This window comes from Planococcus sp. TJ-201, from assembly GCF_058268495.1.
The window spans coordinates 119,762-133,931 of the sequence record NZ_JBZDOG010000004.1 but is presented as its reverse complement, the minus strand read 5'-3'; the positions used below and the strand labels follow the sequence as shown (position 1 = coordinate 133,931).

Annotated in this window: 12 protein-coding genes; 3 read left to right on the top strand and 9 right to left on the bottom strand. The window is 46.2% G+C overall.

The annotated features are described in order from the left end of the window. Position 1 precedes the first annotated feature (1 nt). The 9 genes from AC4EG4_RS11300 to AC4EG4_RS11260 form a co-directional block, all read right to left on the bottom strand. Positions 2-1,726, bottom strand: coding sequence for a glycoside hydrolase family 35 protein (locus AC4EG4_RS11300; RefSeq protein ID WP_490987864.1), 1,725 nt, complete (start codon positions 1,724-1,726; stop codon positions 2-4). Between the two features lie 193 nt (positions 1,727-1,919). Further along, positions 1,920-4,130 carry an alpha-galactosidase gene (locus tag AC4EG4_RS11295; RefSeq protein ID WP_490987863.1) on the bottom strand — a complete coding sequence of 737 codons (2,211 nt, stop codon included), beginning with the start codon at positions 4,128-4,130 and terminating at the stop codon, positions 1,920-1,922. A 309-nt stretch (positions 4,131-4,439) separates the two neighbouring features. Next, on the bottom strand, positions 4,440-5,267 hold the full coding sequence (locus tag AC4EG4_RS11290) for a carbohydrate ABC transporter permease (RefSeq protein ID WP_490979218.1): 828 nt from the start codon (positions 5,265-5,267) through the stop codon (positions 4,440-4,442). Then, positions 5,264-6,211: a carbohydrate ABC transporter permease gene (locus tag AC4EG4_RS11285; RefSeq protein WP_490979219.1), complete on the bottom strand. Its 948-nt coding sequence runs from the start codon at positions 6,209-6,211 to the stop codon at positions 5,264-5,266. The genes AC4EG4_RS11290 and AC4EG4_RS11285 overlap by 4 nt, the downstream gene beginning before the upstream one ends. Positions 6,212-6,324: 113 nt before the next feature. Beyond that, a complete protein-coding gene (locus tag AC4EG4_RS11280) occupies positions 6,325-7,623 on the bottom strand; it encodes an ABC transporter substrate-binding protein (RefSeq protein WP_490979220.1) in 1,299 nt (432 codons plus the stop codon). A 142-nt stretch (positions 7,624-7,765) separates the two neighbouring features. After that, a complete protein-coding gene (locus AC4EG4_RS11275) occupies positions 7,766-9,574 on the bottom strand; it encodes a sensor histidine kinase (RefSeq protein WP_490987862.1) in 1,809 nt (602 codons plus the stop codon). Further along, positions 9,540-11,099, bottom strand: coding sequence for a response regulator (locus AC4EG4_RS11270; protein WP_490987861.1), 1,560 nt, complete (start codon positions 11,097-11,099; stop codon positions 9,540-9,542). Before AC4EG4_RS11270 ends, AC4EG4_RS11275 begins: the two co-directional genes overlap by 35 nt. 232 nt (positions 11,100-11,331) lie before the next feature. Beyond that, positions 11,332-12,831, bottom strand: a complete 1,500-nt coding sequence (locus tag AC4EG4_RS11265; protein ID WP_490987860.1) for a flotillin family protein — start codon at positions 12,829-12,831, stop codon at positions 11,332-11,334. Between the two features lie 153 nt (positions 12,832-12,984). Next, positions 12,985-13,386 carry a hypothetical protein gene (locus AC4EG4_RS11260; RefSeq protein ID WP_490979224.1) on the bottom strand — a complete coding sequence of 134 codons (402 nt, stop codon included), beginning with the start codon at positions 13,384-13,386 and terminating at the stop codon, positions 12,985-12,987. Positions 13,387-13,498: 112 nt separating this feature from the next. On the opposite strand from AC4EG4_RS11260, the gene AC4EG4_RS11255 reads away from it, so the two are divergent. From AC4EG4_RS11255 to AC4EG4_RS11245, 3 genes are read left to right on the top strand one after another with little or no spacing between them, the layout of a single operon-like run. Continuing rightward, on the top strand, positions 13,499-13,666 hold the full coding sequence (locus AC4EG4_RS11255) for a hypothetical protein (protein ID WP_490979225.1): 168 nt from the start codon (positions 13,499-13,501) through the stop codon (positions 13,664-13,666). A 21-nt stretch (positions 13,667-13,687) separates the two neighbouring features. Continuing rightward, entirely contained in the window at positions 13,688-13,942 is a 255-nt protein-coding gene (locus AC4EG4_RS11250; RefSeq protein WP_490979226.1) for a hypothetical protein, read from the top strand. A gap of 21 nt (positions 13,943-13,963) precedes the next feature. Then, positions 13,964-14,134, top strand: coding sequence for a hypothetical protein (locus AC4EG4_RS11245; RefSeq protein WP_490979227.1), 171 nt, complete (start codon positions 13,964-13,966; stop codon positions 14,132-14,134). Positions 14,135-14,170: the final 36 nt, after the last annotated feature.

The following is a 14,170-nucleotide window of genomic DNA, read 5'->3' as shown; positions in this document are numbered from 1 at the left end:
GTCAGCTCAGCTTTGGCTGATCCAGCAATTGGATTTGATCGGTAGTCGTGTGCTCCAACTCCAACACAACGATTTTATTGTTTTCTTTTTTCAATAACGGGCCTGGCAAATACAGCCGCTGCTGCGGGCCTGCAGAGTTCCAGTAGCGTCCCAAGTTAAAGCCGTTAACGAAGACATTGCCTTTCGTGAACCCGTGCGTGTCTACATACGTATCCAAGCCTTCTGCTGCATCGAACGAGCCGCGGAAGAATTTTGGAAATCTCTGTTCCTGGCTCAATTCGTATGCTTCCGGCAAACGGTCCAGTTCGACTTTGAACATGTCCCAATGGAAGAAATACTGTTCGCCTAGCCACAGGTTTTTGATCAAGCCTTTCGGATCGGTCAAATGCTCGCCATAATTGGCGCGCCCCATGTTTTCAACCAGAATTTCCAGTGTGTTGACGGCATCTGGAAAATTCAATGTCACTATTTTTTCCAGATCATTGATATAGACAGTGGTAATAAACTGGCCGTTGACGTAAATCAACCCACGGTCACGGATATTGCTGGAATTGAACTTCAGTTCGCCTTGGCGATTGACCGTCGTGCGGTACAGCGTGTAACCGTAAGCCTGATCGATGTCTTCCATCGCAAGCGGCACAATGTGCTCGACTTTGCCGCTGATGTCATCGAGGACATCGAACAAACTGACCGATTCGCTGAGGGTAACACGTCCATATGTTTTCGCCGATGGAACTTCTGTGAAATCCGCCGGTACGCTTCTGTACTCACTTAAAACTTTTTTGACTGCCTTGTATTTCTCTGTAATCGTTCCGCCCTCTGTCAGCAAGCTGTCGTAATCGTAGCTGGTGATGGTCGGGTAGTAGATGTCGTAATGGTTGGCGCCATTCATAAAGCCGAAGTTGGTACCGCCATGGAACATGTAGAAATTGACGGAGATGTTCTTCTCCATAATTTCCTTAAAGACTGCAGCGACATCGTCCCCGCTCCGCACGGTATGTTCCCCAGTCCAATAATCAAACCAACCGATCCAGAACTCGGCCACCATTTTCGGTGAACCCGGTTTGAATACATCGAGCGCATCAAACGACTCGTCGACCCGTGAACCAAAGTTCAAAGTTGTCGTAACGTCTGGCAAAGAGCCTTGCGTAATAAAGTCCGGGCCATCTGATGTGAACAGGAAGGTATCGAGGTCGTGTTTTTTGTATTGCTCTTTATAAAAATCGAGGTACGCCAAATCATTGCCGTACGCACCGTATTCATTTTCGATTTGCATCGCAATGACCGGTCCGCCGTTTTGATACAAGTGTTTTTTAAACTTTGGCAGCAATTCCGCAAAATAAGCTTCCACATTTTTCAGGAAACACGGATGGCTACTTCGCATGACCAAGCTTTTGTGTTTCAACAGCCAAGACGGCAAGCCACCCATTTCCCATTCTGCGCAAATATACGGCGCCGGACGCAAAATCACGTACAATCCCACAGTGTGGGCGAGCTCAATAAAGCGCTCGATGTCCGCCATTCCCGAAAAATGAAACTCGCCTTTTTTCGGTTCATGGAAGTTCCACGGAATATAGGTTTCGACCGTATTCAACCCCAAAGCCTTCAACTTCAGCAAACGGTCTTCCCACTGTTCCGGCACTGTGCGGAAATAATGCATCCCACCCGACAAGATCTGGAAAGGCTCGCCTTCAAAATAAAACGATTTGTTTTTAGCAGTCAGCACGTCGACGCCTCCTATGTATGTTGGAGTGATGGTTTTTGATTTGTCGATATAAATAAAATTACTTTTTTAATAGCAGCTATCCAGCACCGGCGCGTCCACGGGCTAAGCGAAGCAAGAAGACAGATGCTTTTCCTGGCTTCTTGCGGGAGCTATGCCCAAAGCGACCGGTGCGATAAGTAGAACTCAACACCATCTACACTTTCGTTAATTTAAAAACAACCGAAGAAAAATCAGCCGGATGTTCATTCCTACGGTAACGATTTAGCTGCAAGCCTGCGCCCATCAGCTCGTCTCCGTAAAATGTGTCGGCAATTCCGTTGATGGCGTATTCAAATTCCGGGTTCAGCCCTTGGAAGAACACACGCGTGAGTCCCGGATTGGGCTGGGCCAATACTTGGTAATAGCCAAGGATCGCTTCGGTTTGATCGTTGGAAACCACAGTCCAGCTGGTAACGTTGCCGTCTTCCGCAAACGGACTCTTGATTCGGTAAAACTGCCCTTGCTGAATCAGCGAACGATTTTCTTTGTAAAAAGCGATTTGTTGTTTCACTGTTTCTTTTTCTTCGTCTGCCATTTTCGTTACATCCAGCTCGTAGCCAAAGGCGCCAAAGTAAGCAACATTTGCCCGTGTGTCAAGGCTCGTGATGCGTCCGACTTGATGATTTGGCACTGCAGATACGTGTGCGCCCATCGAGCTGATTGGGTAAACCAGCGAGGTGCCGTATTGGATTTTCAAACGTTCAACCGCATCGGTATCGTCGCTCGTCCACCCTTGCGGCGCATAATGCAGCATGCCGGGATCAAAGCGGCTGCCGCCTCCAGCACAGGATTCAAACAAGACATGCGGAAACTCGCCCGTCAACCGTTCGTACAAGGAATACACACCCAATATGTACCGGTGGACCACTTCGCGCTGGCGGTCAGCCGGCAACTCCAAAGAGCCAATCTCCGTCATATAGCGATTCATGTCCCATTTCACATACGAAATCGGTGCGTCCTGCAACACTTTTGCCACTAAGCCGTGAATAAAATCCACCACTTCCTGCCGGGAGAAATCCAGAACATACTGGTTTCGGCCATGCGACATGTTGCGGTTTGGCACGTGAATCACCCAATCCGGATGGGTTTTATACAAGTCGCTTGCTTTTGATACCATTTCCGGCTCAAACCATAAGCCAAATTCCATGCCCAGGCCTGTAATGTTTTTGGCCAATTGAGCCAGGCCGTTTGGCAATTTGCGCTTGTCTTCAAACCAATCGCCCAACGAAGACGTATCGGCATCCCGCTTGCCAAACCAGCCATCGTCCAAAACAAAAAGCTCGACACCCAATTCTTTGGATGACTTCGCAAGGTCAAAAATTTTCGTTTCATCAAAATCAAAATACGTCGCTTCCCAATTGTTGATCAATACCGGCCGTTCACGGTCGCGCCATTGCCCGCGCGCCAGCCGCGTCCGGTAAAGCTTGTGGAAAGTCTGGCTCATCTCATTCAAGCCTTCCGCCGAATACACCATGACCACTTCCGGCGTCTGGAAATTCCCGCCGCTTTCCAGGAGCCAATTAAAATCAAACGGGTTGATGCCGATCATCAAGCGCGTCACATCGTAATGGTCCACTTCAACCTGCGCCAGGAAATTGCCGCTGTAGACCAAGCTTACGCCGTACACTTCGCCTTGGTCTTCCGTTGTAGCAGGACGTTTCAGTGCCAGAAATGGATTGTGCTGCGCACTGCTCGTTCCTCTTGTGCTGGCAATACTTTGAGTGCCTGGCACCAGTTTGCGGTTTTTCATATGCCGCTCCCTTGCCCACGAACCCGACAGCTGAACCATCTCAAAATCTGAATCCGGCAAATCGATGCTTGCACTCATCACTCTCGTCAAATTGACATCGGCCTGTCCCCGGTTCATAAACTGAGCTGACCGGGCAATTGCATTTAAGTCTTCAAACACCGTATACGAAAGTCGGACTTCCACGTCGATTTCCTGGTCGTATAAAGAAATCTCCAATGTTGTTGCCTCGTCATCATTTTCCACATACGTCGCAGGCAAACCTTCTAACTTTTTCTTCCCTTGAAAGATGGTATGACTTTGATAAACAAAATCCGTAATGCGGCTGCCGTTTTCCTGCAGAACTTGGTAAGCCGGCTCACGGAAATCCGTTGCACCATACGCCGGGTATTCCTGCTTGATCAAATCCAGTGAAAACACAAGATCCCCTTCATTGACACACGCCGTGTTTGGCGCCTCTTCCACATGGAACAAGCGCTCAAACGACTCCCGGTGGCGCAGCTTCTTGCCGTAATAAAGATGGCCCAACTGCCCATTTTCCAAAATGTTGAGAATATAACTTACTTTTTCGGTTTGCAGGTGAAACTCACGTGTGGATTCGTTATATAAAATCGGCACAATTTACCTCCTACTTGTAACTTAGATAAAGTGGATTTCTTACCCGCTTCGGCCGCTCTGGGCATAGCTCCCGCAAGAAGCCAGAAAAACCATCTGTCTTCTTGCTTCGCTTAGCCCCTGGACGCGCCAGCGCTAAGTATCTGATTAACTGAAAGCAACTTTACTTTTTTACTACTTAATTAGATATGGAGCAAAATAGCGGAGACGCCTGCGGGAAAGCGAGACAGCCGAGACCCTGCAGGAGCGCAGCGACGAAGCGGCTTGGCGCTCGCCCGCGGCAAGCGCAGCTATTTTGCGGAATATCGATTATTACCCCTTAACCGATCCCATCATTCCAGCAACAAAGTGTTTCTGCATCAGGAAGAACACAAGAGCCGTTGGCAAGGTTGCGATAACGATGGCCGACATGATCACGCCATAGTCTGGCGAGTAGCTTGATCCCAGATTTGAAATCAACAACGGGATCGTACGTTTTTCCGGTGACTGCAAAATGACCAACGGCCACAAGTAGTTGTTCCAGCTGTTCATAAACGAAATAATCGCTGCTGCGGCATACGTCGTTTTCATCGTTGGCATATAGATGCGGAAAAAGACGCCAAGTTCACTCAAGCCATCAATGCGCCCTGCTTCCACCAAATCTTTCGGAAACATCTTCGTGTTCTGGCGGAAGAAAAAGATAAAGAACGCCGTTGTCGCTGTTGGCAAAATAACCGCCCCAAGCGAGTCAATTCCGATTAACGGAGCTGTGTCGCTGATGCTGCCGAACATGCGGTACAACGGAACCATGATTGCCGCAAACGGAATCATCATTGACAACAGCAAGATGTTAAAGATGATGTCTTTCCCTTTACTGCGGTGAATTTCAAAGCCATAACCTGCGAGCGAGGCCAGCAGGAGTGTCAATACAGTGGTGATGACCGCTATAATGGTCGAGTTGATCAAAGCTGGAACGATATCGATCGTTGCGAACAAAGTTCTCATGTTTTCGATCAAGTGAGTCCCTGGCAATAAGCGGCCCTGGGTCACATCCACTGATTTATTGGTGATGCTGACGAGCATCCACAGGAACGGAAAAATGGAGACGATGGCCGCGAGACTTAAGAATACATAAATGAAGATTCTTTTTACGTTTTTCATTTTTTCTCACCCGCCACTCTGAATTGAATAATTGATAGAATTACCACTAAAATTACGATGACATAGGATACAGTTGACGCATAACCGAAGTCAGGCGTGTATTCGAATGAAAGATTGTAAATGTATTGCGAAATCGAAATCGTCGCATTTCCGGGTCCGCCGTTGGTGATGTTGACGATCTCATCAAAGATCTGCAAGGTCCCGATTGTCGACGTAATCGATGTGAACAAAATAATCGGCTTCAGCATCGGTACGGTAATTTGGAAAAATTGCTGGATCGAGTTGGCTCCGTCAATTCGTGCTGCTTCGTAAATCGACTTGTCGACATTTTGTAAAGCCGCTAGATAGAAAATCATGTTGTAACCGGTCCATCTCCATGTAATTGCAAGGATGATAACCACTTTCGCCCACACCGGATCGGCCAAAAAGTTGATCGATTCAGGAATAAAACCAAAGTTGAGCAAAAACAGGTTGATGATGCCATCGATGCCGAACAAGTATTTAAAGATAACTGAGTAGGCAACGAGTGACGTTACACACGGCAAGAAAATTGCGATTCTGAAAAAACCTCTGAATTTCAACTTTGGATCATTCAACAGGACGGAAAAGAATAACGCCAATACAATCATCAATGGCACTTGAATGAGCAAGTAAATTGATGTATTGGTTAGCGCTGCGATAAACGTCGGATCGCCGAACAATCGCTGCCAGTTGGATAAGCCCGTAAATTCCAGATTTCCGCCCATTCCGGTTTGGAACGACAACAGAAAAGCTTGAACCATCGGATAAAAGTTAAAGATTGTAATGGCGATGACTGAGATAATGATAAACAGCCAACCAACTTTTTTCTTGAAATACACACCAGTTTTTTCGCGTTTGGTTTCTTTGTGGCGCAAGCGCACAGGAAGATCCATTTCGCCTTTTTTTGTTGATTGCTGACTCATGCTTGTCATTCCTCCTATTTAAAAAAACCTTGAGTTGTGCCGGACTGGTAAGTGATAAAGCACTTCTACCAGTTATTCGGCGGCAACTCAAGGCTTCATTTATTTACCATCCATTAATTGAGTTGTGCTTCAGCTTGTCCTTGAACACCTTCAAGTACTGTTGTAAGATCTGCACCGTTCAAATAATCTTGCATTCCCGTAACCAAAATGTCTTCAATTGCATACGTGTGAAGGCCATAGTTCACAGCTGGAATTTCGTCTGTCCATGTAGACAGATCCGTTAGAAGCTGCTGCCCGCCAAAGAATTCATCTTCAACTGCATACGCATCTCCTTCAGCTGCCGGTGAATACGTTCCAAGAGCACCGATTTCTTCTACAAGTGTTTGGTACAATTCAGGATTTGAACCAAATGTGTTCAGCATGAAATCTGCCGCTTGTTCTTTGCCATCTACGTTCAGGACGTACCACGAGCTGCCGCCCAAGTTAGATGAGTTGACTGCGCCTTCCATATCCAAACGCGGCATTGGCACGACTGCCCAGTTGCCGGATTGATCAGCTGCTTGCTTGACGCTTGGCGTAATCCAGTTTCCTGTTGGAACACTGGCGACATCGCCGCTGTTGAACGCACCAACGAATTGGCTCCAGTCAGAAACGATTTTCGCGATGTCCGCATCCATCATTTCTTTGTATGTTTCAAATGCTTTTTCAAGTGATTCGTTGCCAGCAAGGTTTGGTGTTGAACCATCTTCATCCACATACCATGAACCGTTTGTCTGAATCATCATGCGCACTTGAGCCAAATCGTTTGGATCCAATGTCAGCATGTTCTTGCCAGTTGCTTCTTTTACGTCTTTACCAATTTCAATGTATTCATCCCACGTGATATTTGTTACGTCTTCTACTGTGTATCCAGCTTCTTCAAGATAATCTGTACGTACGTATAGTGCTGCTACGCCAGAATCGAAAGGCAATCCGTATTGCTCGCCTTCAAAGCTTGTTGTCGCAATTTTATAATCCGCAAAGTCGTCTGAGTTGATGACATCCGTCAACGGATGGAATGCATCCGGGTAAGCTTGCAAGAAGCTTTGTGCACGGTAATCTTCAATCAGGACAATGTTTGGCATTCCGTTTGTTGTACCAGAGCTTAGTCCTGTGTTTAATTTTTGAATGATATCGTCTTGTGCGTTTTCAATAACTTCGACTTCGTACTCACCGTCTCCGTTATAAGCTTCTTTTGCATTTTCAAGAGCTGCAATGTTGAATGCTGGATCCCAAGCCCAAGCTGTGATGGTATCTACACTTGATGAACCTTCTGAACCGCCGCCTTCACTTGCTTCTTCATCCCCCGAAGAACAAGCTGCTAAAACAACCATGCCGACTACCAGCAATAGCATAAGATAAAACTTCTTCATCAAAAATCCCCCTTTTTGTAAGCGCTTAACTTTACGCCTTACATACAGTATAGCGACATAAAAAAAAAGATTGTTAGCACAATCTTTAGGTGTTTTGTTCGAAAATTTTTAGGTGTTTAAAATTTCCGACTATTTAGTTGCATTATTCTTGGATGCTTGTAATTTTATTAGGTTTGTTCAATGGATCTACTTTTTGAATAGGCAAATCCACTTTTATTTTTGTGCCTTCGCCTCTTTGGCTTGTGATTTCTACGCCGTATTCTTCTCCATAAAGCAGCTGAATGCGTTCATGGACATTGCGGATGCCAATTCCGCTAAACAGATGGCGTTTCTCTTTAAAATCTTCTTTTGTGTGGTCGCCTTTCATTTCCATGCCATCGCCATTATCAGCGATTTCGCATAACAAATTATCGCCTTTTTTGGACACCAAAATTTGGACAAAGCCTTCTTTTTTCTCGTTAAATGCATGGAAGAAAGCATTTTCGATAAACGGCTGAAGAATCAGCTTGGGCAGCTGGCAGTCGAGGCAGTCCGGCGAAACAAAGAAATTCACTTTGATGCCATCGCCATAGCGCGATTGGTTGATGAGAACGTAGTTTTTCAAATCAGCGATTTCCTGTTCCACGGTAACGGTTTGATCGACATTGCTGAGCGCATTTTGTAGAAGCGAAATCAAGGCATGGATCATGTCGGTTGCCTTTTCTTTTTTTCCCTGCTGGATCATAAACTTGATGGACGCCAGTGTATTGTAAATAAAATGCGGGTTGATTTGATGCTGCAGCGCCATCAGTTCGGCACTGCGCTGCTTTTGCTGGGCTTGAACGACCAAGTCGACGTACGCCTGCAGTTCGCTGAGCATTGAGTTGAACGCATTGGCGATTTTTTTCGCTTCATAGCCCCCCGTTTCAGCTACCGGCTTGTTGAAATCGTGTTTGGCCATGACTGAAATTTGTTTGACCAATCGGCTGATGGAATTGGTCATCCGGCGGGAAATGAGAAACACAACAATGACGGCAAGCAGCACAATGCCAAGGCTGATCAAGAGAATTTCTTTCGTGTTGACCAAACTATCCAGCACCGCATTTTTGTCCACCAAATTCACCAAATACATATTATAAGTCGGAAGGTATTGGGACATCAGCATATAGTCCTTGCCAAACACATGGACGTCTTTGAATTCCAACTCTTCGTCGTCTACTTGTTTTGCCAGTGCCATGACGTCAATTGCTTCATTGCCAATCATGTCTTCTTTATTGCTCGAAACAATCTTTCCGGTTGAATCCACCAACAGTACTTCGTTTTCCATGCTTGTGTAGCCTTCGTAAAATTGTTTCAGCTGTGCTTCGCGGATTGGAAAGTACAACACGCCGTAGATTTCACCAGTGGACCTTTCCATGAGCGCTTTTGTTGCGACAATCATGGGTTCGTCCGTAAACGAAGTGGACGGCAAATATTGATAAAGCAAGGCGTCTGGCCGATTGATGGTGTCTTGGGTAATCGGATGGTTTCGCAGCACTTCCCAAGAAACCGGCCAATTCGCATAATTGACATTGTACAGCCGCTCGTTGTTTCCAAGCACAATCATATTGGCTTCGTACGGCTCGACTGTCGGGTAAATGCGCTCAATTTGAAGGCTGATGTCGTGATAGGACCGAAACGTTTCAATCGTGGTGGCATCGGTTTGGGTCAACACCCTTTTGATGGTGCCGTTGTTTTGGACCTGATTTGCTGCACTGACAATCGCAAAGCTGTAGTCTTCAAATTGGGTTTCAATCTGTTCCAGCGCTTTTGTATTGGAAAGGCTGAATGTCTCCATAAACAAATTGGAAGACATTCGAATGGAACTGAACGTTATCAACAAAGACACAGCTACGATGCTGACAAACATAATCAGGAACATTTTAATAAACAGGCTGTTATTTCTTAAGATCAGAAAAATCCTTTTCTTCATTTTCATGGCGCACCTGGAGCTCCTTTCGGTAACTTCCTGGAGATGTCCCGGTTATGCGTTTAAAGACTTTGCAGAAATAGCTATGCTCCGAATAGCCCACCATTCCACTGATGTTCGAAATGGACACTGTGCTGTTTTCCAGCAGTTCCATCGATTTCTTGATTCGTACACGGTTCAAGTATTCACTGAATCCCTCTTTGTGGTGCGTGCTGAAATACGATGACAAGTAGGACGCGTTAAAGTGGAAATGGTTGGCGATTTCAGACAGCCGCAGCGGTTCTGTGTAATGCTGCTCGATATACGCCAAAATTTTATCCAAGTTATTCGACTCGCTCGCTTTGTCGCCCACCAGCATAACCGTCCGCACCTCTTCCAAAAATCCGTTAAACTGGCAAAATGCTTCTTTCGCATGAGGGGCTTCGTTGATTGCCGAGAAATATCCATACTTTTTTTCTTCGAGAATTTGGGTATCGTATTTCATGGCATCCAGCAGCACGATCACGTTAAAAACGATGTTGCCTAAAAACGACTTGAACTCAAAACTGTCGTTGTTGTAGCGCCCTGCCAAATAATCGACGTGGTTTTCCAAATACGTCAGAGCCGCATTAAACAGGCGGTCTTTGAACATTTCGATAAACTGGTTCAAATCAAAATTGGCTTGTTTTTCATTTTTTTCCGGCAGTTTGTCGTAAATAAACAAGCTCATGTCCGGCAAGTAAAACAGGTATTTTTTCATCTTCAACTGGCCTTCATCGTGGACCCTTTTCAACTCATCGAGCGCATCAAACGGCTCGTACATTAGCCATTTCACGTCCATCATACTAGCTGCCTGATGTTCGATCGTCCGTTTGATCGCTTCCAGTTGATGTGGGTTGAAGTTCAGCAAAAACATGGCTTCCCCTTCGCTCGCGCCTATAGAGAAAACAGGCAGTTCTTCGAGAACGGAGCGTTTTAAAATCGCTTTCAATTGCTCCGGCTCCAGGTTGTTTCCGTGGACGCTGGCCAATGCAAAATGGCTATTGGGCAATACGTCTGTTAAGGCTGTTAAATCCTTCGAGAAGTCCTGGCCCAAAATTATGCTTTCCAGCAACTCTTCCGGCGAGCGTTCCGGCTTCACTGCCGATGCCGCATGGTGCAAATCAGGAATACGGCTGACGACCCGGTTTAAAATCTTCAGCAGTTCCGGTCCGTTTAACTTGGGTTTTAGTATATAATCGGCCACCCCGTTCTGGAAAGTCGACCGCACGTAATCAAAGTTTTCAAAGCTGCTCAAAACAATAAATTCAATCTTTGGAAATGCCTTTTTTCCTTCTCTGACCAGGTCGATGCCATCCATAATGGGCATGACAATGTCGGTAACCACAATATGCGGTGAAAATTCCTCAATCAGCTGCATGGCTTCTTTGCCATTTGAAGCTTCCCCGACGATTTGAAACCCTTCTTGCTCCCAATTAATGTAATTAATAATCCCTTGCCGGATCAACATCTCGTCATCCACAATCAGCACTTTGCATGCTTCCCCCATGAAATTTTCCCCCTTCAATTACAATTCATAAGAAAATCTTGCTCCCCTTTGGCGTGGCTGTTTGTCTTTATTCGGCCATTGTCTACGTCTCTTTTGTGCCAATCTACAGATTATAATAGCATCTTTTCAACGAATTATGTCGATTATTCGGATTTGACGGATATGCTAGCAACAGAAAAAACCGCCATTCTTTTGCTGATGAAAGCAAAGGAAGGGCGGATTTTATTCCGCTTTAGCGGTCTTCTTGCATGTTGTCGTTGGCATCTTCTTCAAGTGGAGATTCTCCGTTTTGGCCGATTGGCAATGGTGCGGCCGGCCCTTGCTGTGGAGCAGCAGGTTTGTTGCGGTTGACGTAGGATTTCAGCAGCTCGCCCACATCGATGCCGGTCATTTCCTTGAGCGGCTCCTGCATGTCGACCATCGTTTTGGTAACGCTTTTGCCGAAGGACGGAATGCCCTGGCCGTTGCCGGAATCAATGATTTTCACCGAGTCGATATTGCTTAATGGCAACGCGACTTTCTCGGCGAAGACCGGCAGCATGTCGATCAGTTTTTCGGTGATGATAACATCGCCGTGTTCTTCCATGGCTTCTGCCAACAGTTTACGGGATTCGGCTTCTGCCTTCCCTCTTTCGCGGATAACTTCTGCTTCTGCAGAACCTTCGTCGCGTTTGATCTTCGCTTTTGCTTCCCCGTCGATCACGGCACGGCGAGCGTCGGCTTCTGCAGAACGCGTCGTTTCGTAATAGGTCGCATCGGCTTTTGTCTTCCGCACTTTGCTTTCTTCTTCTTCGAGTTTAACGGCGCGTTCCCGCGCTGCAAATTGCATGCTTAATTCTTCTTCCTGGATTTGCATCGCCAGCTTGGCTTTTTCCAGTTCGTATGACTGCTCGGACTTGGCGCGCGCACGCTCGGTTTCTTCTTTGAACGCGGCGTCTTTGATGTCTTTATCCTTTTTCGATTCTGCTGTCGAGATTTGGCGCAAGTATTCTTCTTCTTTCGCTTCCTGATCGGTCTGCGCACGGTGAATACGTGTTTCGCGTTCCGTGTTCGCTTCCGCGATTTCAGCCAGTTTGCGAACTTCCGCAATACGAGGACGACCCAAGTTTTCCAGGTAGCCATTGTTTTCATCGGCATCGCGCAAATCGGTCAAGCCGAGTGACGTGATTTTAAAGCCCATCAAATCAAGCTGCTTTTGCGCCACTTCCTGCACATCCGTGTTGAATTTTTCGCGGTCGCTGTTGATGTCTTCCACTGTCATCTTCGACAGGATAGCACGCAAATTACTGCCCAGCACTTCGATGATTTCTGTTTCGATTTCCTCTTGTTCTTTGCCAAGAAACTGCTCCGCGTAATTGGCGATGCCGTTCAGCGTATCCGCCACTTTGACCATTGCCACGGCGTCTGCGACAATCGGCACCCCAGCGTTTGTATAAACACGCGGTGTTGCCAATTTCAGCTGGAACGAGGTCAAGCTGACAGGCGTTGACGTTTGGAAACGTCTCAGCAAGTACCCGCCGCCTCGGATGATTTTCATCGAACGGCCTTCGTCGTCGGTAAAGATGTTGGTGTCTTTTTCCGGATCCCCCAGTTTCGGTCCCGTGATAATTAATGCTTCATTGGATTTGGCGGTGCGGTAGCGGATTTTCATCCAGAAAAAATAACCAATACCCGCGATTGCGGCGACGATCAGCAACGCGATAACCACTGTAATGATGCCTAATGATTCCATACTGCTTCCACTCCTTCTGTTTTGGTAATTGCCTCCTGCCACCCAGTTCATTCCTATGTATGCGGTAGAGGCTTATAGTAAGTATACGGAAGTCTTATCTAAATGTTTCAAAAAAAGGGAATGTTTTTACAGAAAAACAAAATCTGTCGCACTTTATGGCCGGTAGCCGTAGCCAAAATCGATGATGAAATAGAAGAAAAAGACCAATGCTGCGACTGGCAGCAGGCTTATTGTGAGGAGGATTATCGCGGTTAGAGACTGTGCATTGGTAAACCATCGATAGTAAAGGTAAAACAAAATTCCTGTGAATGGCAATAGAAATAAATGCGATGCCGTGGATGCCCACTCGGAGTTTTCATCCCAATACGCTTCGGGAACCGGGATGATTCCGCTATATTTTTCTTTGATCTGATTGGTGTTGATGATGAACAGGAATGTTAAGACTCCATAATAGATAACGGAAAGGCTTTTAGCCCACCAGGTAAAATAAGAAGTTGCCATAACGATGAGGAGTATGATTCCGACAATGATGAGCAGCCACGAATAGATATCCATTGGCGTCCTCCTTTAGTTGTTCTTTTCAATCATAACTTAAGTTTATTTCTTCGTCTAAACTTTTTGAAACAATTGTATGATTTTTCCGTATACAGTAACAGGAGGTGAGTACATGAACATGATGGGTGATTTTTTCTTTATCTTTCCGATTTTAGCGATCTTGTTTAATGTAGTAATATTCGGCGTCATCGTTTACATTGTGATAATTGCTTTGAAATTGACGAAAGAACGCAATGCTTATTTAAAGACGATTGCTGAGGAATTACAGCGGAGGCCGTAAATAGCGGGAGGAGTGTGCCGTATGGGATTGATCCGTTGGCTTTTTTTCAAACGAAAGCATTTGGTGTATACCGCGTTTGGTGATGATATGTACTACAAAGCGGGTGGCAGATTCAGCGCACACGGCATCGCTTATGATGCCGTATTGAAAGTGACCGCCAATGTACACGGCACGGAAGCTTATACCGGTACTCCTCAAATGCGCAACGCCGCGCAGTATGACTTTTATGTGGCAACAGAAGATCAGCATCGTGCGCAACAGGCGCTTCGCAGCTGATTTTGAAAAGGAGGACTCGCTATGGAAATTGGCTTTTACTTGCTGCTGGCCATTCTTGGCAGCGGCTTTCTTTTGCTCGCCGGCTTCGACATCTACCGGAAATCGCAGATCAAACTGGCTGAGATTCAATTAGAGCGCGACAAACTGGCGTTGGAGAAAAAGCAATTGGAACTTCACAACAGCAATACATAGATTTTTCAAAAACGCTTCCGGCCCCTTTGTGCCTGA